The sequence below is a fragment of the Nocardioides sp. Z24_21 genome, assembly GCF_058134345.1.
The window spans coordinates 214,559-234,557 of the sequence record NZ_JBYTTH010000001.1 but is presented as its reverse complement, the minus strand read 5'-3'; the positions used below and the strand labels follow the sequence as shown (position 1 = coordinate 234,557).

Here is a 19,999-nt window from a genome sequence, read left to right as displayed (position 1 = left end):
CGGGCACCCATTCCGTTGCGTGCGCGCAACATCCGTCGCGGCCCGGTGAAACGTCGTCAGCGCAGGCTGCGGGTCATCACGTGGGCACCGGCATGACAGCGGCGTCATGGCCCGGGTGACCAACCCCGTTCCGTACGCGCTCAACTCCTGGAGGTCCTGTGGACGGCTATTACGCCTTCATGCTGGTGGCGACTGCCTTCGTCCTGATGATGACGGTGCCCGCGCTGGCGCTGTTCTACGGCGGCATGTCGCGCTCGAAGTCCGTGCTCAACATGATGATGATGTCCTACGTGGCTGCCGCCATCGTCGGCATCCTCTACGTCGCCGTCGGCTGGTCGATGGGCTTCGGAGGTGACGGCACGTTCTTCGCCAACCCCTTCGAGCTGCTCTGGCTCGACGGTGTCTCGACCGGCGACTACATCTTCGTGATGTTCCAGATGACCTTCGCGATCATCACCGCCGCGCTGATCAGCGGCGCCGTCGCCGACCGGCTCAAGTTCTCCGCCTGGGTCGTCTTCGTGCCGCTGTGGGCCCTCATCGTCTACTTCCCGATGGCCCACATGGTCTTCAGCTGCACCGACGACTCGCTCATCTGCGGTCGGATCGGCGCCCAGGACTACGCCGGCGGCACCGCCGTCCACATCAACGCCGGCGTCGCGGCCCTCGTGCTCGTGGTGCTGCTCGGCAAGCGGATCGGCTGGCCGCGCGAGCAGATGCGCCCGCACAACCTGACGCTCACCATGCTCGGCGCCGGCCTGCTCTGGATGGGCTGGTACGGCTTCAACGTCGGCTCGATCGTCTTCGGCGACGACCCGGCGACCCAGTTCCCGCTCGAGACCGGCCGCACCTTCGCCAACACCACGCTGGCCACCATGGCGGCCATCCTCGGCTGGCTCGCCGTCGAGCGCCTGATCCACAAGAAGGCCACCTCCCTCGGTGCCGCCTCGGGCATCGTCGCCGGCCTGGTCGCGATCACCCCCGCCGCCGGTGCGGTCAACCTCTCCGGTGCGGTCGCGATCGGCCTCGTCGCCGGTGGCGTCTGCGCCTGGGCCGTCGGCCTGAAGTACAAGCTCGGCTACGACGACTCGCTCGACGTGGTCGGCGTGCACCTGGTCGGCGGCATCATCGGCACCGTCCTGATCGGCGTGTTCTCCACGGCCGAGGGCGCCGGCGGGATCGACGGCCTCCTCTACGGCGGTGGCTTCGGCTCGCTGGCCGACCAGTCCCTGGGCGTCGTCGTGGCGGTCATCTACTCCGGCGTGCTGACCGCGGTCATCGCCCTCGCGATCAAGTACACGATGGGTCTGCGCCTCGACGAGGAGGACGAGGTCAACGGCATCGACCTGGCCGCCCACGGCGAGTCGGCGTACGACCTGCACAGCGGCACCAGCGGCGGCGCGAGCAGTGTCCTCGCCTCGTCCACCGCGGCCCCGGCCGCCACCACCAAGACCGAAGGAGCAAGCGCATGAAGCTCGTGACCGCGGTGATCAAGCCGCACAAGTGGGAGGACGTCCGCGAGGCCCTCGAGACCTTCGGGGTCGCCGGGATGACGGTGTCCGAGGTCAGCGGCTACGGCCGCCAGAAGGGCCACACCGAGGTCTACCGGGGCGCGGAGTACGACATCGCGCTCGTGCCCAAGATCCGCATCGAGATCGTGGTCGACGACGCCGACGCCGAGGACGTCGTCGGGATCGTCGTCAAGACCGCGCAGACCGGCAGGATCGGCGACGGCAAGGTCTGGGTGAGCCCGGTCGAGAGCGTCGTCCGCGTCCGGACCGGCGAGCAGGACGCGTCCGCTCTCTGATGGATCCGGCTTCTCGGGACGTGACCGCATGAGCGCAGCAGACCGACGCACCAGGACCACCTCCGCCGACGAGCTCTGCCGGGAGGCGTACGCCGCCTCGGCAGGGCCCGCCACGGGGGTGGCCCTGGTCGCGGTCGGGGGCTACGGGCGGGGCGAGCTGGCCCCCCACTCCGACCTCGACGTCGTCCTCGTCCACGACGACGGGGTCGACCTGGGCGACCTCGGCACGGCCCTGTGGTACCCGCTGTGGGACTCCGGGAGGCGCCTGGACCACGCGGTCCGGTCGATGGGCGAGGTCCTCGAGGCCGCGTGCGACCTGCGGGTCGCGCTCGGGCTGCTCGACGTCCGGCACCTCGCCGGCGACCCGGGCCTGAGCCTGCGGCTGCGCACGACGATGCTCGCCGACTGGCGGCGCCGGGCCCGGATCCGGCTGCCGGAGCTGAAGGCGATGACGCTCAGGCGGCACGGCGTCACCGGCGAGCTCGCCCACGTCTCGGTCCCCGACGTCAAGGAGGCGGAGGGCGGCCTGCGCGACGCCGGCGTGCTGCGCGCGATCGAGGCCACCTGGCTGGTCGACGCGTCGACCCCGGCGCTGGAGGCGGCGCGGCAGATGCTCCTCGACGTCCGCGACGAGGTGCAGGACCTGGCCGGGCGCCCCAGCGACCGCATCGCCCCCGAGGCGTGGGGCCCGCTCGCGGACCGGCTCGGTCTCGACGACGCCGAGGCCGCCCAGCGCCACGTCCGCGCGCTCGGCCGGCGCATCGCGCACCTGTCCCGCCTGGCGTGGCGCCGCGCCGACGCCGTGACGGCGCGCCCGACGGGGGAGCGCAGCCGTCGGACGCCCGCGCTGGAGCGCATCGCGCCCGGCATCGCGCTCTCGCGCGGCGAGGTCGTCCTCGACGCGGGCACCCGTCCCGCCGACGACCCCACCCTCCTGCTGCGCGCGGCGGCGGAGGCAGCGAGCCGCGACGCCGTGCTCGCGCCCACCACCGCCGCCCGGCTGGTGCGGGAGGGGGTCGTCCTCCCGGTGCCGTGGCCGGCCGCGGCCCGTGACGCCCTGGTCCGCCTGCTGGCGAGCGGGCCGGGCCTGCTGCCGGTGTGGGAGACCCTCGACGAGGTCGAGGGCATCGACACGTTCCTCCCCGAGTGGGAGCAGATCCGGCTGCTGCCGCACGCCTCGGCCATCCACCGCTTCACCGTCGACCGACACGTCGTGGAGACCTGCGCGGAGGCGGCGGCGCTGATCCGCACCGTCCGGCGTCCCGACCTGCTGCTGGTGGCGGCGCTCCTGCACGACATCGGCAAGGGCTCGCTGCACGACCACTCCGTCGCCGGCGAGCCGCTGGCGCGCAAGGTCGTGGCCCGCATGGGCTTCACCGACCTCGACGCCGAGGTGGTCGCCTCGCTGGTGCGCTGGCACCTGCTGCTGGCCGACCTCGCGACCACCCGCGACCCCGACGACCCGGCCACCACCGCCGAGCTGCTCGCCCACGTCCCCGACGCGGCGAGCCTCGAGCTGCTGCGCGCCCTCACCGAGGCCGACGCCCGCGCCGCCTCCCCGGCCGCGTGGACGACGTGGCGCGCCTCGCTGGTCGACCGACTGGTCTCGCGGGCCCGGCACGCGCTGGGCGCGCAGGTCGCCGACGTCGCCGCCCCCGGGACGGTGCCGGTGCCCGACGTCGTACGACGTGACCCGAGCGCCGTGTCGGTGGAGGTCGCCCCGCACGAGGTCGGCGCCACCGTCACCGTGATCGCCGCCGACCGGGTCGGCCTGCTCGCCGACGTGGCCGGGGGGCTCGCGGCGCTGCGCGCGCCCGTGCACGCGGCCCGCGCCTGGGGACAGGTCGACGCCGACGGCGAGTGGGGCATCAGCGCGTGGGAGGTCCCCGACGCCTACCTCGACCCCGCCGTCGTCCGCGAGCGGATCCGTCGGGTCGTCGAGGGCACCGAGCGGCTGCCCGACCTGCCGGCCCGCCCCGACGGCGAGCTGCCGCCCATCGTGGAGGTGCGCCCCGACGCCTCACGCGCGTCGCTGGTGCTGGAGATCCGCACGTCCGACCGGCCCGGGGTCGTCCACCGCGTCCTCACCACCCTCGCCCGGCTCGGGCTGACAGTGGCCTCGGCCCACGTCTCGACCCTGGGTCCGCAGGCCGTCGACGTGTTCTACGTGCAGGAGCTCGGCGGGGTGCGCCCGACCGACGAGCGTGCGGCCGCGGCGGCACACGCGGTGCGCACCGCGCTCGGCGGCTGAGCCTCGCGCGGGTCCGGCGGCTAGTCTTGGGCGTCGTACCACCACCGATCCGCCCCTGATCCACCACCGATGCGAGGGACAGACCCACACCGTGTTCGCCACACTCTCCGACCGCCTTGCCGACACCTTCAAGAACCTGCGGGGCAAGGGTCGGCTCTCCGAGGCCGACATCGACGCCACCGCGCGCGAGATCCGCATCGCGCTGCTCGAGGCCGACGTCGCCCTGCCGGTCGTCAAGGAGTTCGTCGGCGCGGTCAAGGAGCGCGCCCGCTCCGAGGAGGTCAGCGGTGCGCTCAACCCGGCCCAGCAGATCATCAAGATCGTCCACGAGGAGCTCGTCACGATCCTCGGCGGCGAGACCCGCCGCCTGCGCTACGCCAAGAGCGGGCCGACCGTCATCATGCTCGCCGGCCTCCAGGGCGCCGGCAAGACCACGCTGGCGGCCAAGCTCGCCCTGTGGCTGAAGGAGCAGGGCAAGACGCCCATGCTCGTCGCGGCCGACCTGCAGCGGCCCAACGCGGTCCAGCAGCTCCAGGTCAACGGCGAGCGGGTCGGCGTGCCCGTCTTCGCCCCCGAGCCCGGCAACGGCACCGGCGACCCGGTCGACGTCGCCCGCGCCTCCCTCGAGGAGGCCCGGCGCAAGGTGCACGACGTCGTCATCATCGACACGGCCGGCCGCCTCGGTGTCGACGAGACCCTCATGCGGCAGGCCGCCGACATCCGCGACGCCGTGCAGCCCGACGAGGTGCTGTTCGTGGTCGACGCGATGATCGGCCAGGACGCCGTGACCACCGCGCAGGCCTTCCTCGACGGCGTCGGCTACGACGGCGTGGTGCTCACCAAGCTCGACGGCGACGCCCGCGGTGGTGCGGCCCTCTCGATCCGCTCGATCACGGGCAAGCCGGTCATGTTCGCCTCCAGCGGCGAGAAGATGACCGACTTCGACCTCTTCCACCCCGACCGGATGGCCTCGCGCATCCTCGACATGGGCGACATGCTCACCCTGATCGAGCAGGCCGAGAAGGCCTTCGACTCCGAGCAGTCGCTCAAGGCGGCCGAGAAGCTCGCCACCAAGGGCGGCTTCACGCTGGAGGACTTCCTCCAGCAGATGATGCAGATCCGCAAGCTCGGCTCGATGACCAAGATCATGGGGATGCTCCCCGGCATGGGGCAGTTCCGCGACCAGCTCGAGAACTTCGACGAGCGCGAGATCGACCGCATCCAGGCGATCATCCAGTCGATGACGCCCGCCGAGCGCGACAACCCCAAGATCATCGACGGCTCGCGCCGCGCCCGCATCGCCGCCGGCTCCGGGCGCCAGGTCTCCGACGTCAACCAGCTCGTCGACCGCTTCTTCGAGGCGCGCAAGATGATGGAGCAGATGGCCCGCGGGGGCGGCGTGCCCGGGATGCCCGGGATGCCCGGCATGCCGGGGCTGGGCGGGGGCAAGCGCGCGGGTGCGCGGCAGGCCCAGGCGAAGGGCAAGAAGGGCAAGAAGCGGGTCTCGGGCAACCCCGCCAAGGCCGCCCAGCAGAAGGCCCAGCAGAAGGCCGCCGCGGCCGACAAGGGCGCCAACCCCTTCGGCAACCCCGACGGCGCCGACATCGACTACGAGAAGGCGGCCGAGCAGCTCAACCTCCCCAAGGACTTCTCGCAGTTCCTCAAGTGAGGGTCCTCGTCGTCGACGGCGCCAACGTCGTCGGGTCCGTGCCCGACGGCTGGTGGAAGGACCGTGCGGGGGCGGCGCGCCGGCTCCACGAGCGGCTGCTGGTCGCCGACACGTCCTTCGACGAGGTCGTCCTCGTGCTGGAGGGCCAGGCCAAGGCCGGCGTGCCCGCGGGCCGGGACGCCCACGTACGCACCGTCCACGCGCCACGTGACGGCGACGCCGCGATCCGCGAGCAGGCCCGTCGTGCCGCGGAGGCGGGCGCGCAGGTGACGGTGGCGACCGCCGACCGGGCGCTGGCGGCCAACGTCTCGCCCGCCCAGGTGGTCAGTCCGTCGTGGCTGCTCGAGCGCCTGTAGCCTCCGCCGCATGCCACCTGAGCCAGCGCAGCGCTTCCGCGGGCCCGTCCTCCCCGACGGCGAGCCCACTGACCTCTACGTCGTCGACGGCCGGATCACGTTCGAGCCGCAGGCCGGCGCCGACACGGTCGCCGAGGGCTGGATCGTGCCGGGCCTCGTCGACGCCCACTGCCACCTCGGGCTCGACGACTTCGGCGCCACCGACGACGAGGCCACCGAGCAGCAGGCGATCGCCGACCGCGACGGCGGGGCGCTGCTCATCCGCGACGCCGGCTCGGCCTCCGACACGCGCTGGATCCACGACCGCGACGACCTGCCCCGCCTGATCCGGTGCGGGCGCCACATCGCGGCGACCCGGCGCTACATCCGCGGCTACGCCCACGAGGTCGAGCCCGCCGACCTGGCGACCTACGCCGCCCAGGAGGCCCGCAACGGCGACGGGTGGATCAAGCTCGTGGGCGACTGGATCTCCCGCGAGGAGGGCGACCTCGCGCCGTCGTTCCCCGCGGAGGCCTTCGCCGACGCGATCGCCGCCGCGCACGCCGAGGGCGCCAAGGTGACCGCCCACTGCTTCGGCCACGGCGTCCTGCCCGGCCTGATCGAGGCGGGCATCGACTGCATCGAGCACGGCACCGGGCTCACCGAGGACCTGATCGACGCGATGGTCGAGCACGGCACCCGGCTGGTGCCGACCGTCATGCAGCTCGACAAGTTCCCCCAGCACGCGGCGGCCGGGCAGGAGAGGTTCCCCGCCTACGCCGCGACGATGACCGACCTCTACGCCCGGATGCCCGCGACGATCATGGCGGCCTGGGAGGCGGGCGTGCCGATCTACGCCGGCTCCGACGGCGGTGGCATCAGCCGCCACGGCAACATCGCCGGCGAGGTCGAGGCCCTCGTGCGCATCGGGATGCCCGCCCACGACGCGCTGGGTGCGGCGAGCTGGAGCGCCCGGGAGTGGCTCGGGGTCGACGGCCTCGTCGAGGGCGCGTCGGCCGACTTCGTCGTCTACGACCGCAACCCGGTCGAGGACCTGTCGGTGCTCCGCACCCCGACCGCGGTCGTGCTCCGCGGCGCGCTGGTCAGTCCAGGTCGATGACCTGCACGTCCGGGCCGGGCTCGTAGACCACGAGCGCGCAGTTGCGCTTCACCAGCTCCTCGCCGACCTGCTCGCCGGTGCGGCGGTCGATGACCCGGCGCCAGATCTGGTTGCGGCGGAACACGTCACCGTCGCGGCGCAGGAACTGCTCGTGCCGGGCCTCGACCCGGTAGGAGTGGTCCGGGCGCTCGTCGGTGCGCAGCTGGCCGTGCAGGAAGCGCTCGCCGACCCACGTCCGGAGCTGGAAGGTGTACGCCGTGTCGTTGCGCACCACGAGGTCGACGTAGTTGTAGACGATCGAGCACCCCACGCCCCACGGCAGCACCCGCCCGCGGTCGGGGAACGGGTCGAAGGAGTGCTCCGAGCGCTCCACGACGGTCAGCGGCGAGTGCAGCACCATCCAGTGCACGAGGTTGGCCAGCTGGCAGATCCCGCCACCGACGCCTGCCTCGGCCGCCCCGTTCGACAGCCGCATCCCGTCGACGTACCCCTTGCGGCGGGTGCAGTTGCCCACGACGCGGTTGAACGACACGCTCTCGCCGGGCCGGATGAGCGTCCCGTCCATCCGCTCGGCCGCGAGCCGGAGGTTGGTCACCTTGTTGTGCTGCAGGTGCATCTGGTCGGGGTCGAGCTCGCGCAGCAGCAGCGACCCGTGCTGCTCGAGCCGCACCGGCAGGTCGACCGCGTCGCGCGTACGCGCCCACACGACCCGGCCCGACCACGCGTCCCGCACCCAGCGCGTACGCCGGCGGGCGCGGTGCACCGCCATCGCGGCGGGAAGCAGCCAGGGGTGACGCTGCGTCAGGCGTGGGGGAGCGGTCAACCGCGCGGGGAGGTCGAGCGGCTCGGGCGGCTGCAGGTGCCCGGCGTGCGCGCTGGTCATGCCAGGTAGACGCACCAGGGGGCGAGGAGGTTGCCGGGAACTGGTTTGTGCCCGCCGCGACGGCTCGGCGAGGATCGGGCTCGTGAGCACCCTCGTCGACCTCTTCCCGCCCCTCGGCCTCCACGTGGTGGCCGGCCCGCTCGAGCTGCGCGGACTCACCGACGAGCTGATCCTCGAGGTGTGCGACCTCGCCGAGGCCGGCATCCACGACCCCGAGGAGATGCCGTTCTACTTCCCGTGGACGGCCGCCCCTCCGGGCCAGCTGGCCCGCAACACCGCCGCCTACCACTGGGGCAAGCGGGCGACGTTCTCCCCGGACGACTTCTGCCTCGACCTCGCCGTGCTGCTCGACGGCCGGGTGATCGGCTGCCAGGGCGTCGCCGCGAAGCACTTCCCGGTGACCCGGACCGGTGAGACCGGCTCGTGGCTGGGGCGCGAGCACCAGGGTCGCGGCCTGGGCACCGCCATGCGGCAGGCGATGTGCGCCCTGCTCTTCGACCACCTCGGGTTCGAGGAGATCACCTCCGCGGCGTTCCTCGACAACCCCGCCTCGCTGGGCGTCTCGCGCAAGGTCGGCTACCGGCCCACCGCGGTGAGCCGGATCAAGCGCCGCGAGGGCGAGCTCGCGCTCAACCAGGGGCTGGTGCTGACGCCCGAGACATTCGTCCGGGGCGCCGAGCCGATCCGCGTCACCGGCGCCGACGCAGTGCGTGCCTTCATCGGTCTGGACGACTAGGGTCGGCGCCACCGGATCGGGGGGTCAGGGATGCGTCGTACGTCAGGTAGGGGAGCGGTCGTGACGCTCGCCCTCGCGAGCCTCCTGGTGCCGGTCGCGCCGGCCGGGTCGACGCCGTCCGCCGCCGCGCCCCGGTGCGCAGGCCGGGTCGCGACGATCGTCGGCACCGCGGGTGCCGACCGGCTGGTCGGCACCCCGCGCGCCGACGTCATCGTCGCCCTCGCCGGGCGCGACCACATCGACGCCCGCGGAGGCGACGACCTCGTCTGCGGCGGCCCCGGCGGTGACGTGATCCAGGGCGGCTCCGGGGACGACCGGCTGCTCGGAGAGGGCAACGACTGGCGCGCCGACCGGGGCGGGGTCCACGTCTTCGGCGACGTGCTCGACGGCGGCGCCGGCGACGACGTGCTCGACGTCGGTCCTGCCACTCCGGCGGCCGAGGACCTCGTCCGCGACCGGGTCGAGTTCCGCTCGGCGCCGGGAGCGGTGGTCGTCGACCTCGCTGTCGGCACCGCGACCGGCCAGGGCGAGGACGTCTTCCGGCGCGTGCCCCGCCTGTCGGTGCGCACCGGGGCGGGCGACGACACCATCCGGGGGACGGAGGGGGCCGACGACGTCGACGCCGGCCCCGGCGACGACACGGTGGTGCTGCTCGGCGGCGCGGACTTCTACCGCGAGGGCCGTACGTCGCTGCCCGACGACGACGTGGTCGACACGGGCAGGGGAGCAGATGTCGTACGGGCCGCGTCCGGTGCGGACCGGATCACCACGGGCAGGGGCGCGGACGACGTCTCCCTCCGCGGCCGGGGCCCGGTCACGCTCGAGACGGGCCCGGCCAGCGACACGGTCGTCGCCCCGGCCACCGACCGACCCGGGGCGTCGTACGACCTGGGGCCCGGCGCGGAGAACCACCTGTCCCTGGACCCGGGGCCGCTGGACGCCACGCAGGCGGGCCTGCCGATCCGTGTCGACGTCCCGGCCGGCCTGCTCACGCTCACCCTCGCCGGGGGGCCTGTCGACGCCCGGATCGCCGGCATCCGCAGGCTCGTGCTCGACCCCGGCTTCAGGATCGACTTCCTCGGCGGTGCGGCCGACGAGACCCTCGACGTGGCCCCGCGGGGATCGATCCCGCTCCATGCCGTGATGGGCGCCGGCGACGACCGCGTGTGGGGCACCCGGGGCGACGACCACATCGACGGTGGGGACGGTGTCGACACGGCCTACGGCGACGAGGGGGACGACACGTGCGTCAACGTCGAGGAGCCCACCGACTGCTGATCGAGGGCGGATTGGTCGTCGTGCGTCGCCTCTGGCAGAATCAGTCGTTGTGTCCTGCGTGCCCGGACCCTCTCTCCGAGCACGCAGCGCCCTTCGAGTGACCCGCACCGGTGACCCCACCTGGCAACGGTCCCTCACCCACGACAATTTCTGAGGAGACACCACAAACGTGGCCGTCAAGATTCGCTTGAAGCGCCTGGGCAAGATCCGGGTGCCGCAGTACCGCATCGTCGTCGTCGACTCGCGCAAGAAGCGCGACGGCAAGGTCCTCGAGGAGATCGGCAAGTACCACCCGAAGGAGGACCCGTCCTACATCGACGTCGTCTCCGACCGGGCGCAGTACTGGCTCGGCGTGGGCGCACAGCCCTCCGAGGCCGTCGAGGCGATCCTGAAGATCACCGGTGACTGGCAGAAGTTCAAGGGTCAGCCGGGCACCGAGGGGACCCTCCGGGTCAAGGAGCCCAAGCGCTCCAAGCTCGACATCTTCAACGAGGCCCTCAAGGAGGTCTCCGCCGAGTCCAAGGGCGGCGCGGTGACCTCGAAGAAGAAGGCCGAGAAGGCTGACGACAAGGCTGACGCCAAGTCCGACGCCAAGTCCGACGTCAAGTCCGACGCCAAGTCCGACAAGGCCGAGGCGCCCGCCGAGGTGCCGGCCTCCGAGACGCCCGAGGGCGCTGCGGACGCCAACGCCGACCTCGAGAACGTCTCGGCCGCGGACAAGCAGGCCTGATCGTGCTCGCCGAGGCGCTCGAGCACCTGGTGCGGGGCATCGTCGACCACCCCGACGATGTCGTCGTCCGCGACAAGCAGCTGCGTCGCGGCTCCATCCTCGAGGTCCGGGTCCACCCCGACGACCTCGGCAAGGTGATCGGCCGCAACGGCCGCACCGCGACCGCCTTCCGCACCGTCGTCTCGGCCCTCGCGGGTCGGGGCGGCGCGCGGGTCGACTTCGTCGACACCGACCGGCGCCGCTGAGCGACCGACAGCCTCACGGACGGGCACCATCCCAGCGGGGGTGGTGCCCGTCCGGCATTTCCCGGGGATCGCCCGGGCGGCGATAGCCTCGGCGCGTGAACGAGGACAACGCTGGCGACGTCGAGGTCGTGGTCGGGCGCATCGGCAAGCCCCACGGGATCCGCGGCGAGGTCACCCTCGACGTACGCACCGACGAGCCCGACCGTCGCTTCGCCCCGGGGGCGACCCTGCGCGCGGAGGCCCCGGCCGGTGCCGACCGGCGCCCCGGCAGCCTGACCGTCGCCCGCGCCCGCTGGCACCAGAGCACCCTCCTCGTGACCTTCGAGGAGCTCGCCGACCGCAACGCCGCCGAGGCCGTGCGGGGCACGGTCCTCCACGCCACCATCGGCCGCGACGAGACCCCCGAGGACCCCGACGAGTTCTACGACCACCAGCTCGTGGGACTCGACGTGGTCGACGTCGACGGGAGCCCGCTCGGCACCGTCACGGCGCTCGTGCGCGGCTCCGCCCAGGACCTGCTGACGGTCCGCACGCCCGACGGCCGCGACACGCTCGTGCCGTTCGTGTCCGCGCTGGTGCCCGAGGTCGACCTCGCTGCCGGCCGGGTCGTCGTCGCCGACCGCCCCGGTCTGGTCTCACCGTTCCCCGACGAGGTCACCGACGAGGTCCCCGACGAGGTCACCGACGGGGACGAGTCGTGAGGATCGACGTCGTCACGATCTTCCCCGACTACCTCGCCCCGCTCGGGCTGAGCCTGCCGGGCAAGGCCCAGGACCGCGGCCTGCTCGACGTCGCGGTCCACGACCTGCGGCAGTGGACCACCGACCGGCACCGCACCGTCGACGACACCCCCTACGGCGGCGGCGCCGGGATGGTCATGAAGCCGGAGCCGTGGGGACGGGCGCTGGACGCCGTGGCGGCGGGGGCGACGATCGTCTTCACGACGCCCAGCGGCGAGCCGTTCACCCAGGCGCTGGCCCACGAGCTGAGCGGGCACGAGCACCTGGTCTTCGCGTGCGGACGCTACGAGGGCATCGACCAGCGGGTCATCGAGCACGCCGCGACCGTGGGCACGGTGCGCGAGGTCTCCCTCGGGGACTACGTCCTCAACGGGGGAGAGGTGGCCGCGCTGGCCATCACCGAGGCGGTCGTGCGGCTGCTGCCCGGCTTCATGGGCAACGCCGAGTCGCTCGTCGAGGAGTCGCACGCCGACGGGCTCCTGGAGTACCCCGTCTACACCAAGCCCGCGTCCTGGCAGGGACGCGAGGTCCCGGAGGTGCTGCTCTCGGGCGACCACGCCCGGATCGAGGCGTGGCGCCGCGAGCAGGCCGTCCGCCGCACCGCCGAGCGTCGGCCCGACCTGCTGCGGGCCGACGCGCTCGTCGGCGCGCTGGGCGAGCTCGACGTACGCCCGGCCGTGCCCGCCGACGCCGGCGAGCTCTACACGCTCCAGCGGGCCTGCTGGCTCCAGGAGCTCGAGGCCAACCCCGGGGTCGAGATCCCGGCGCTGCGCGAGTCGCTCGACGACGTACGCCGCGGGCTGGGGGAGTGGACCGTCATGGTGGCCCGCGAGCCCTCCTCGGGCCGCCTGGTGGGCGCCGTGCGGGGTCGCCTCGACTCCCACGGCGAATGGGACATCGGCCGGATCATGGTCGCCCCCGACCTGCAGGGCCGCGGGCTGGGCCGCGCGCTCCTCGAGCTCGTCGAGGGGCTCGCGCCGCCCGACGCGACGACCTATGTGCTGTTCACGGGGGCGGGCTCGACCGACAACCTCCGGATGTACAAGAAGGCCGGCTTCCGGCTGCGTGCGGATCGTCCCTCCCCGCCGGGAGCCGTGGTGCTGACCAAGCAGGTCCGGCGCCGGATTTCACGCTGACGCGCTCGCTCTGGCAGACTTCACCCTTGGTCCGCTCGAGGCCAGGGTCGCCCGGTCGCATCCTCCGATGCGCGCTCCGGGGTCCCGCCGCACCGCACCTGCCACAGGGGGCGCACCGGCCGGCCGCACCGGGCACCAGCCAAGTCCATCACCACCACGATCCGCGGCTGACCTGTGGCACCCGCGAGGAGCAACGACATGACCAACGTCATCGCCGATCTCGGCACCGCCATCAAGCGTGACGACGTCCCGGACTTCCGCGCCGGCGACACCGTCAAGGTCCACGTCAAGGTCATCGAGGGCAGCCGCTCGCGTGTCCAGGTCTTCCAGGGCGTCGTGATCCGCGTCCACGGCTCGGGCATCGGCCGCACCTTCACCGTGCGCAAGGTCTCCTTCGGCGTCGGCGTCGAGCGCACCTTCCCGGTCAACTCCCCGATCTTCGAGAAGCTCGAGGTCGTAACCCGCGGTGACGTGCGTCGCGCCAAGCTCTACTACCTGCGCAACCTGCGCGGCAAGGCCGCCAAGATCAAGGAGCGCCGCGAGGCGTGATCCGTCGAGCCACGCCCCCGGCGTGGACCCGACCAGGGACTCGTTAGTCTCTGCGAGTGACTTCTGATGACCGCGGTTCTTCGTCCCTCTCGACGGGCGAGGGACCGCGGTCGTCGCGTTCGGAGGAGGGCCCTGCGATGACCGGCGGCGCCCGCCCGGAGGCCGGACCGAAGGCCGGCCGCGGCAAGCGCAAGCAGCTCCCGCTGTGGCAGGAGACGATCCTCCTGCTCGGCGTCGCGCTGGTGCTCGCGATCGTCATCAAGACGTTCTTCGTCCAGGCCTTCTACATCCCGTCGGAGTCGATGGAGCCGGGACTGATCCTCAACGACCGGATCCTGATCCAGAAGGTCTCCTACTGGGGCGACGGCGAGCCCGAGCGCGGCGACGTCGTGGTGTTCAAGGACCCCGGTGGCTGGCTGCCGCCGGTCGACTCGGCCGGTCCCACCAACCCGGTCGCGAAGGCGATGGCGAAGGTCGGCCTCTACCCGACCGGCGGCCACCTCGTGAAGCGCGTCATCGGCGTCGCCGGCGACACCATCGAGTGCTGCGACGACAAGGGCCGCCTCATCGTCAACGGCACGCCGCTCGACGAGTCGGCCTACGTCAAGCGCGGCGGCGCGAGCTGCAACGGCCCGATGCCGACCAACGGCGCCTGCGACGAGGACTGGTCGGTCGGCCCGATCCCCGACGGCCACGTCTTCGTGATGGGCGACAACCGGTCCCGCTCGGCCGACAGCTCGCAGAAGATGTGCCGCAGCGACGAGACCGAGTGCGTGCCGGGCGACGAGTTCGTCCCGGTCGACCTCGTCGTCGGCAAGGTCTTCGTGCTGTTGTGGCCGGCCGACCGCTTCCGCTGGAACACCCGTCCCGACACGTTCGAGGACGTGCCGGCACCGTCCTCGTGACCGCCGTGTCCCACCTGCCGCCCGAGCCGCTTCCGGGCGGCTTCACCGTGCGCCGCGACGCCGGGATCTACGGCTACGAGCGCGCGCTGCGCCGGGCCGGCCTGGCGCCCGTCGCCGGGGTCGACGAGGCGGGCCGCGGCGCGTGCGCCGGCCCCCTGGTCGCGGGCGCGGTCGTCCTGCCGCCGGGGAAGGCGGGCATCGTCCCGGGGCTGGCCGACAGCAAGCTCCTCACCGAGGCCGCCCGCGAGCGTGTCTACGCGCAGGTGGTGCGCCGCGCGCTGGCGTGGTCGGTGGTGGTGGTGGACAGCGAGGAGTGCGACCGGCTCGGCATGCACGTCGCCAACGTCGAGGCCCTCAGGCGCGCGGTGGCGCGCCTGGAGACGCGCCCGTCGTACGTCCTCACCGACGGGTTCCCCGTCGACGGCCTCGGCGTGCCGGGGCTCGCGGTCTGGAAGGGCGACCGGGTGGCCGCCTGCATCGCCGCGGCCTCCGTGATCGCCAAGGTGACCCGCGACCGGCTCATGGTCGGGCTCCACGACGAGTGGCCCCACTACGACTTCCGCACCCACAAGGGCTACGTCACCGCCGAGCACGAGGCGGCGCTCGCCGAGCACGGCCCCTCTCCGGTCCACCGGATGCGGTTCGTCAACGTGCGCCGCGCGGCGGGCCTGGAGGCGGTGGCCGGGGACGAGGTGGCTAGTCTCGGCCGTGGGACGGGCAGCACCACCGAGGAGGACGCATGAGCGCCGAGGATCTCGAGAAGTACGAGACCGAGATGGAGCTCACCCTCTATCGCGAGTACCGCGACGTCGTCGGCATCTTCAAGTACGTCGTGGAGACCGACCGGCGCTTCTACCTGTGCAACCAGGTCGACGTGAAGGCGCGCTCCGAGAGCGGCGACGTGTTCTTCGAGGTGTCGATGACCGACGCCTGGGTCTGGGACATGTACCGCCCCGCCCGGTTCGCCAAGAACGTCAAGGTGCTGACGTTCAAGGACGTCAACGTCGAGGAGCTCGCTCCCCAGGACATCGACCCGCCCAAGGACTGACCCGCCCTCCTGCGGGCCTCCGTGGTCGTCTGAGTCGTCTGAGTCCCCGCTCGAGCGGGGACTCAGACACCTGGAGGGGGTTGCAACCGCCTCGAGGTGTCAGACAAGGCCTCCAAGTCCGGTCTCGTCCCGTGGGTCGTACGACGCCTCGCCGCGACCGCGGTGCCACCGACCTGGCCGCGGAGCGTCCACAGGCGCCCTGGCCCGGCCGTCCTCCACAGGCTGACGGCCCGACCGTCGAGGGGCGTCGGAGGGTCGCGGTGTGCTGGGTGCTCACCGACCCGCCCACCGGAAGGCACCCACGATGGCCCGACCCGCTGCCGCCTCTCCCTTCGCGCTCGACGCCGCCGCCGAGCATCGCCGCCGACTGGGGGCGCGCGGCGAGAGCATCGCGGTCCGACACCTCACCGGGCTCGGCCTGGTCCTGCTCGACCGCAACTGGCGCTGCGACGCAGGCGAGATCGACCTCGTCCTGCGCGACGGCGACGTCCTGGTGGTCTGCGAGGTGAAGACCCGCACGTCCACCGACTTCGGCACGCCGCTGGAGGCGATCGACCGACGCAAGGCCGACCGGCTGCGGCGTCTGGCCGCCCGGTGGCTGCTGGCCCACGACTGCCATCCCGACGATGTCCGCATCGACCTGGTCGGCGTGCTCACCCCGCACGGCCGACCGGTCGAGGTCGAGCACGTCGAGGGGGTCGGTTGATGGCCTTCGCGACCGCCCGCTCGCTGGCGCTCAAGGGCGCCGACGGCCACGTCATCGACGTCCAGGTCGACGTCTCCCCGGGCCTGGTCACCACCACGATCATCGGCCGCGTCGACAAGACCCTGTCGGAGGCCCGCGACCGGGTGCGCATGGCGATCAACAACGACTGCGGGCGCTGGCCGGCGACCAAGCGGGTCACGATCCTGCTGGCCCCCGCCGATCTGCCCAAGCGCGGCACCCACTACGACCTCGCGATCGCGATCGCCGTCCTCGCCGCCGACAAGTCGCAGCAGGAGCTGACGCCCGACCTGCTCGACGGCTGGGCCTTCATCGGCGAGCTGTCCGTCGCCGGCGGGCTGCGGCCGGTGCCGGGGGTGCTGCCCATGGTCATCGCAGCGGCGGCCCACGGCATCACCCGGGTGTTCGTGCCCGAGCCCCAGGCCGCCGAGGCGGCGCTGGTGCCCGGCATGACCGTGTTCGGCGTCCGGTCGCTCGCGCAGGTGTCCGCCGTGCTCCGCGGGGTCGAGGTGCCCGAGGCGCCGCCGGTGGTCGCCCCGTCTGCCAGCCCACTGGCGACGTGGCGCGGCGACGACCGCCTGGCCGACCTCGACCTGCGCGACCTCGACGGGCTGGAGGACGTCCGCTACGCAGTCGAGGTGGCGGCGGCCGGCGGCCACCCGATGATGCTGATCGGCCCGCGGGGGACGGGCAAGACGTCGATCGCGGAGCGCATCCCGACGATCCTGCCCGACCTCACCACCGAGCAGGCGCTCGAGGTGACGGCCCTCCACTCCGTCGCGGGTGCGCTGCCACACGGCAGCGGCCTGTTGCGCCGACCGCCGTGGTTCGCCCCGCACCACTCCGCGACCGCGGCGAGCGTGCTCGGTGGCGGCACCGGCAGGGTCCGCCCCGGTCAGGTGAGCCTCGCCCACCACGGGGTCCTGTTCCTCGACGAGTTCCCTCACTTCCGCTCAGACGTCGTCGAGGCGATGCGCCAGCCCCTGGAGTCGGGCGAGGTGACCATCGCGCGGGGCGAGGAGTCCGCCACCTATCCGGCGCGCTCCCTGGTGGTCCTCGCGGCCAACCCCTGCCCGTGCGGCAACTTCCACGGCATGTCCGGCGGCAGCTGTGACTGCAGCGAGGTGCAGCGCTCCCACTACCGGCGCAAGCTCACCGGGCCGATCCTCGACCGCGTCGACATCTGGATGGAGGTACGCCCGCAACGCCGGCGCCGGGCCGTGTCCTTCGGGCCCGACCCCGAGTCGTCGGGCGACGTGCGGGCCCGGGTGGCCGAGGCGCGGCAGCGCCAGGCCCGTCGCTACCGCGAGTGTGCCTGGCTCCTCAACTCCTCCTGCCCCGGGCCCGTCCTCGCCGAGCGCTGGCCGCTCGAGCCCGCGGGCCAGGCGCTGGTCGACGCGGCGCTGGCCGACGGCACCCTGACCCGCCGCGGGCTCACCCGCGTGCAGAGGCTGGCCTGGACGGTCGCCGACTGCGCGGGTGTGTCGCGACCGGGCGTGCGTGAGGCGGAGATCGCGCTGGCGCTCAGGTCCGACGACGCGGCCCGGAGCCTGCCGGCGCGCGTGGTCTCGGTGGCGGCGTCATGACCGCCGACCCCAGCCGGGCCGCCGACGCCGAACGACTCGCCCGGGTCGTGCTGAGCTGCGGTGTCGAGCCGGGCGACGGCAGGACGTCGTCGCTCGTCCGGCAGATCGGCGCCGTCCGCACGCTGGAGCACCTGCTGGTGCCCAAGCCCGACAGCTGCCTGGCCGAGCGCCTCGAGCAGGTCGACCCGGCCCGCCGGCTCGAGCAGGCCGCGAAGTGCGGCATCAGGTTCCTCGTCCCCGGTGACCCCGAGTGGCCGAGCCCGCTCGACCAGCTCGACGACGCCATCACCGACCAGGGGGTGGGCGGGACCCCGCCGGGGCTGTGGGTGAGGGGCCCGATGCCCCTCACCGAGCTCGCGACGTCCGCGGCCGTGGTCGGCTCCCGCACCGCGTCGGTCTACGGCGTGGAGGTGACCCGTGGACTCTGTGACCGCGTCGCCGCAGCCGGAGTGCCGGTGGTCTCGGGTGGGGCGATCGGCATCGACTTCGTCGCCCACGACGCGACCCTCGGGGCCGGAGGGACGACGGCGGCAGTCCTGGCGTGCGGCGTCGACCGGGTCTATCCGGCGCAGAACCGCCCCCTGCTCGCGCACCTCGCAGCCGAGTACGCCGTGATCTCGGAGCAACCCCCGGGGTCCGCCCCCACCCGGCCGCGCTTCCTCGCGCGCAACCGGCTGATCGCCGCCCTGACTCGCGGCACCGTGCTCGTCGAGGCCGCCCTGCGCAGCGGCGCGCTCAGCACCGCGGCGTGGGCCGAGGCGCTCAACCGGCCGGTCATGGGCGTGCCGGGCCCGGTGACGAGCTACACCTCGCAGGGGGTCAACCAATGGCTCAGGGAGGGGCGCGCCACGGTGGTGAGCGACGGCGCCGAGGTCCTCGAGCTGATCGGCGAGTCCGGCGAGCACCTCGTCGACGTGCGACGCGGTGAGCGACGACCGCGCGACACGCTCGGCCCCGTCGATCGACAGGTGCTGGAGTGGGTGCCGGTCGGCGCCCCGGCCAGGGTGGACTCGATCGCCCGCCTGGCCTCGCTGCACATCCGCCAGACCGAGGCAGCCCTCCAGCGGCTGCTGACCGAGCGTTTCGTCCGCTACGAGGAGGGCGGGTGGCGACTCGCGCCTGACACGTGACGGCCAGCCGCGCGCCTAGGCTGCCGGAGTGAGCAACGAAGGGACCCGCGCGGCCGCCCCCGAGGCCGCCTCCGAGGCCGGCGAGGCCGCCCCCGAGGCCGAGGGCGGCGCGGACGCCGAGGGCGGCGCGGACGCCGAGGGCGGCGCGGACGCCGAGGCCGCGAGCGGCCTGTCCGAGGCCATGGTGCGGCTGCTCGGCGACTACGAACGCCATCTCGTCTCCGAGCGCGACCTCGCGCCCCACACGGTGCGGGCCTACCTCGGCGACATCGCCGGCCTGCTCGACCACTGCGACCGGCTCGGCATCACCGAGGTGTCCGACCTCGACCTCCGCACCCTGCGCAGCTGGCTGGCGCGGCTGCAGACGACCGGCCGCAGTCGCACCACCATCGCGCGCCGCGCCACGGCTGCGCGCGTCTTCACCGCCTGGCTGCACCGCACGGGCCGGTTGGACGCCGATCCCGGTGCGGCGCTCGGGTCGCCGAAGAAGCACAAGACGCTCCCGCCGGTGCTGCGCGCCGACGAGGCCGAGGCCCTGATCAGGTCCGCCGCCGACCTCGCCGACGACGGCACCCCGGTCGGGGTGCGCGACGTCGCGATGCTCGAGTTGCTCTACGCCACCGGGATCCGCGTCGGGGAGCTCGTCGGGCTCGACATCGACGACCTCGACGCCGAGCGCCGCGTCGTGCGCGTCTTCGGCAAGGGCCGCAAGGAGCGCTCCGTGCCCTACGGCGCCCCGGCCGGCAAGGCCGTCGACCGCTGGCTGCGGGTCGGCCGTCCGCACCTGCGCGTCGAGGGGTCTGGTCCGGCGTTGTTCCTGGGGGTGCGTGGGCGCCGCATCGACCAGCGCGCCGTGCGCGAGCTCGTCCACCGCCGCATCGCCGACGTGCCCGGCGCACCCGACATCGGGCCGCACGGCCTGCGGCACACCGCGGCCACCCACCTCCTCGAGGGCGGCGCCGACCTGCGGTCGGTCCAGGAGCTGCTCGGGCACGCCTCGCTGGCGACGACCCAGCTCTACACCCACGTCACGACCGACCGGCTGCGACGGGCCTACCAGCAGGCGCACCCCCGGGCCTGAGTGTCCTTCGAGACCGCGCTGAGGGATGCCGGTCCGGATGACGCAGGGA

20 protein-coding genes and 1 pseudogene are annotated in these 19,999 nt (G+C 73.3%); 20 read left to right on the top strand and 1 reads right to left on the bottom strand.

What is annotated here, in order from left to right:
* The first annotated feature begins 179 nt into the window (after nucleotides 1-179).
* The 6 genes from AC3X7Z_RS01160 (at nucleotide 180) to AC3X7Z_RS01135 (ending at nucleotide 7,179) form a co-directional block, all read left to right on the top strand.
* Nucleotides 180-1,469, top strand: a complete 1,290-nt coding sequence (locus tag AC3X7Z_RS01160) for an ammonium transporter (protein WP_186340922.1) — start codon at nucleotides 180-182, stop codon at nucleotides 1,467-1,469.
* Nucleotides 1,466-1,804, top strand: a complete 339-nt coding sequence (locus AC3X7Z_RS01155) for a P-II family nitrogen regulator (protein WP_489974727.1) — start codon at nucleotides 1,466-1,468, stop codon at nucleotides 1,802-1,804. The genes AC3X7Z_RS01160 and AC3X7Z_RS01155 overlap by 4 nt, the downstream gene beginning before the upstream one ends.
* Nucleotides 1,805-1,832: 28 nt before the next feature.
* Nucleotides 1,833-4,055, top strand: coding sequence for a [protein-PII] uridylyltransferase (locus tag AC3X7Z_RS01150; protein ID WP_489974726.1), 2,223 nt, complete (start codon nucleotides 1,833-1,835; stop codon nucleotides 4,053-4,055).
* A 91-nt stretch (nucleotides 4,056-4,146) separates the two neighbouring features.
* On the top strand, nucleotides 4,147-5,724 hold the full coding sequence (gene ffh, locus AC3X7Z_RS01145) for a signal recognition particle protein (RefSeq protein ID WP_186340925.1): 1,578 nt from the start codon (nucleotides 4,147-4,149) through the stop codon (nucleotides 5,722-5,724).
* The gene (locus AC3X7Z_RS01140) at nucleotides 5,721-6,080 is read left to right on the top strand and encodes a hypothetical protein (RefSeq protein WP_489974725.1); all 360 of its coding nucleotides are present in this window, start codon (nucleotides 5,721-5,723) and stop codon (nucleotides 6,078-6,080) included. Before ffh ends, AC3X7Z_RS01140 begins: the two co-directional genes overlap by 4 nt.
* Nucleotides 6,081-6,090: 10 nt before the next feature.
* Nucleotides 6,091-7,179 (top strand): amidohydrolase family protein, encoded by a 1,089-nt coding sequence (locus AC3X7Z_RS01135; RefSeq protein ID WP_489974724.1) that lies wholly within the window; start codon nucleotides 6,091-6,093, stop codon nucleotides 7,177-7,179.
* On the opposite strand, the gene AC3X7Z_RS01130 is transcribed toward AC3X7Z_RS01135, so the two are convergent.
* Complete coding sequence (locus AC3X7Z_RS01130; protein WP_489974723.1) at nucleotides 7,163-8,062, bottom strand: VanW family protein; 900 nt, start codon at nucleotides 8,060-8,062, stop codon at nucleotides 7,163-7,165. The two genes, AC3X7Z_RS01135 and AC3X7Z_RS01130, sit on opposite strands and share 17 nt — an antisense overlap.
* A gap of 82 nt (nucleotides 8,063-8,144) precedes the next feature.
* Here AC3X7Z_RS01130 and AC3X7Z_RS01125 point away from each other — a divergent pair, with 82 nt between their 5' ends.
* From AC3X7Z_RS01125 to AC3X7Z_RS01060, 14 genes and pseudogenes are all read left to right on the top strand, one after another.
* The gene (locus AC3X7Z_RS01125) at nucleotides 8,145-8,798 is read left to right on the top strand and encodes a GNAT family N-acetyltransferase (RefSeq protein ID WP_489974722.1); all 654 of its coding nucleotides are present in this window, start codon (nucleotides 8,145-8,147) and stop codon (nucleotides 8,796-8,798) included.
* Nucleotides 8,799-8,858: 60 nt separating this feature from the next.
* The gene (locus tag AC3X7Z_RS01120; protein WP_489974721.1) at nucleotides 8,859-10,076 is read left to right on the top strand and encodes a calcium-binding protein; all 1,218 of its coding nucleotides are present in this window, start codon (nucleotides 8,859-8,861) and stop codon (nucleotides 10,074-10,076) included.
* A 169-nt stretch (nucleotides 10,077-10,245) separates the two neighbouring features.
* Nucleotides 10,246-10,692 (top strand): annotated as a pseudogene (gene rpsP / locus AC3X7Z_RS01115) (30S ribosomal protein S16); the annotation flags it as partial.
* Nucleotides 10,693-10,808: 116 nt separating this feature from the next.
* Nucleotides 10,809-11,051, top strand: coding sequence for an RNA-binding protein (locus tag AC3X7Z_RS01110; RefSeq protein WP_091196877.1), 243 nt, complete (start codon nucleotides 10,809-10,811; stop codon nucleotides 11,049-11,051).
* Nucleotides 11,052-11,146: 95 nt separating this feature from the next.
* The gene (rimM, locus tag AC3X7Z_RS01105) at nucleotides 11,147-11,752 is read left to right on the top strand and encodes a ribosome maturation factor RimM (protein ID WP_489974720.1); all 606 of its coding nucleotides are present in this window, start codon (nucleotides 11,147-11,149) and stop codon (nucleotides 11,750-11,752) included.
* Complete coding sequence (trmD, locus tag AC3X7Z_RS01100; RefSeq protein WP_489974719.1) at nucleotides 11,749-12,927, top strand: tRNA (guanosine(37)-N1)-methyltransferase TrmD; 1,179 nt, start codon at nucleotides 11,749-11,751, stop codon at nucleotides 12,925-12,927. Before rimM ends, trmD begins: the two co-directional genes overlap by 4 nt.
* Nucleotides 12,928-13,125: 198 nt before the next feature.
* Nucleotides 13,126-13,476 (top strand): 50S ribosomal protein L19, encoded by a 351-nt coding sequence (gene rplS, locus AC3X7Z_RS01095; protein WP_489974718.1) that lies wholly within the window; start codon nucleotides 13,126-13,128, stop codon nucleotides 13,474-13,476.
* Nucleotides 13,477-13,613: 137 nt separating this feature from the next.
* Complete coding sequence (gene lepB / locus AC3X7Z_RS01090) at nucleotides 13,614-14,381, top strand: signal peptidase I (RefSeq protein ID WP_186340935.1); 768 nt, start codon at nucleotides 13,614-13,616, stop codon at nucleotides 14,379-14,381.
* Nucleotides 14,378-15,124 (top strand): ribonuclease HII, encoded by a 747-nt coding sequence (locus tag AC3X7Z_RS01085; RefSeq protein ID WP_241005138.1) that lies wholly within the window; start codon nucleotides 14,378-14,380, stop codon nucleotides 15,122-15,124. Before lepB ends, AC3X7Z_RS01085 begins: the two co-directional genes overlap by 4 nt.
* A complete protein-coding gene (locus AC3X7Z_RS01080) occupies nucleotides 15,121-15,429 on the top strand; it encodes a DUF2469 domain-containing protein (RefSeq protein ID WP_172259171.1) in 309 nt (102 codons plus the stop codon). The genes AC3X7Z_RS01085 and AC3X7Z_RS01080 overlap by 4 nt, the downstream gene beginning before the upstream one ends.
* A gap of 304 nt (nucleotides 15,430-15,733) precedes the next feature.
* Nucleotides 15,734-16,135, top strand: coding sequence for a YraN family protein (locus tag AC3X7Z_RS01075; protein WP_489974717.1), 402 nt, complete (start codon nucleotides 15,734-15,736; stop codon nucleotides 16,133-16,135).
* Nucleotides 16,135-17,739 (top strand): YifB family Mg chelatase-like AAA ATPase, encoded by a 1,605-nt coding sequence (locus AC3X7Z_RS01070; protein ID WP_489974716.1) that lies wholly within the window; start codon nucleotides 16,135-16,137, stop codon nucleotides 17,737-17,739. The genes AC3X7Z_RS01075 and AC3X7Z_RS01070 overlap by 1 nt, the downstream gene beginning before the upstream one ends.
* The gene (gene dprA / locus AC3X7Z_RS01065; RefSeq protein WP_489974715.1) at nucleotides 17,736-18,869 is read left to right on the top strand and encodes a DNA-processing protein DprA; all 1,134 of its coding nucleotides are present in this window, start codon (nucleotides 17,736-17,738) and stop codon (nucleotides 18,867-18,869) included. The genes AC3X7Z_RS01070 and dprA overlap by 4 nt, the downstream gene beginning before the upstream one ends.
* Nucleotides 18,870-19,050: 181 nt before the next feature.
* Nucleotides 19,051-19,950 carry a tyrosine recombinase XerC gene (locus tag AC3X7Z_RS01060; RefSeq protein WP_186341252.1) on the top strand — a complete coding sequence of 300 codons (900 nt, stop codon included), beginning with the start codon at nucleotides 19,051-19,053 and terminating at the stop codon, nucleotides 19,948-19,950.
* Nucleotides 19,951-19,999: the final 49 nt, after the last annotated feature.

What these genes read in the sequence shown, in the direction of transcription:
- AC3X7Z_RS01160 (WP_186340922.1), top strand. Translation starts at nt 180, where the DNA reads ATGCTGGTGGCGACTGCCTTCGTCCTGATGATGACGGTGCCCGCGCTG.
- AC3X7Z_RS01155 (WP_489974727.1), top strand. Translation starts at nt 1,466, where the DNA reads ATGAAGCTCGTGACCGCGGTGATCAAGCCGCACAAGTGGGAGGACGTC.
- AC3X7Z_RS01150 (WP_489974726.1), top strand. Translation starts at nt 1,833, where the DNA reads ATGAGCGCAGCAGACCGACGCACCAGGACCACCTCCGCCGACGAGCTC.
- AC3X7Z_RS01135 (WP_489974724.1), top strand. Translation starts at nt 6,091, where the DNA reads ATGCCACCTGAGCCAGCGCAGCGCTTCCGCGGGCCCGTCCTCCCCGAC.
- AC3X7Z_RS01130 (WP_489974723.1), bottom strand. Translation starts at nt 8,062, where the DNA reads ATGACCAGCGCGCACGCCGGGCACCTGCAGCCGCCCGAGCCGCTCGAC.
- rplS (WP_489974718.1), top strand. Translation starts at nt 13,126, where the DNA reads ATGACCAACGTCATCGCCGATCTCGGCACCGCCATCAAGCGTGACGAC.
- lepB (WP_186340935.1), top strand. Translation starts at nt 13,614, where the DNA reads ATGACCGGCGGCGCCCGCCCGGAGGCCGGACCGAAGGCCGGCCGCGGC.
- AC3X7Z_RS01080 (WP_172259171.1), top strand. Translation starts at nt 15,121, where the DNA reads ATGAGCGCCGAGGATCTCGAGAAGTACGAGACCGAGATGGAGCTCACC.
- AC3X7Z_RS01075 (WP_489974717.1), top strand. Translation starts at nt 15,734, where the DNA reads ATGGCCCGACCCGCTGCCGCCTCTCCCTTCGCGCTCGACGCCGCCGCC.
- AC3X7Z_RS01070 (WP_489974716.1), top strand. Translation starts at nt 16,135, where the DNA reads ATGGCCTTCGCGACCGCCCGCTCGCTGGCGCTCAAGGGCGCCGACGGC.
- dprA (WP_489974715.1), top strand. Translation starts at nt 17,736, where the DNA reads ATGACCGCCGACCCCAGCCGGGCCGCCGACGCCGAACGACTCGCCCGG.
- AC3X7Z_RS01060 (WP_186341252.1), top strand. Translation starts at nt 19,051, where the DNA reads ATGGTGCGGCTGCTCGGCGACTACGAACGCCATCTCGTCTCCGAGCGC.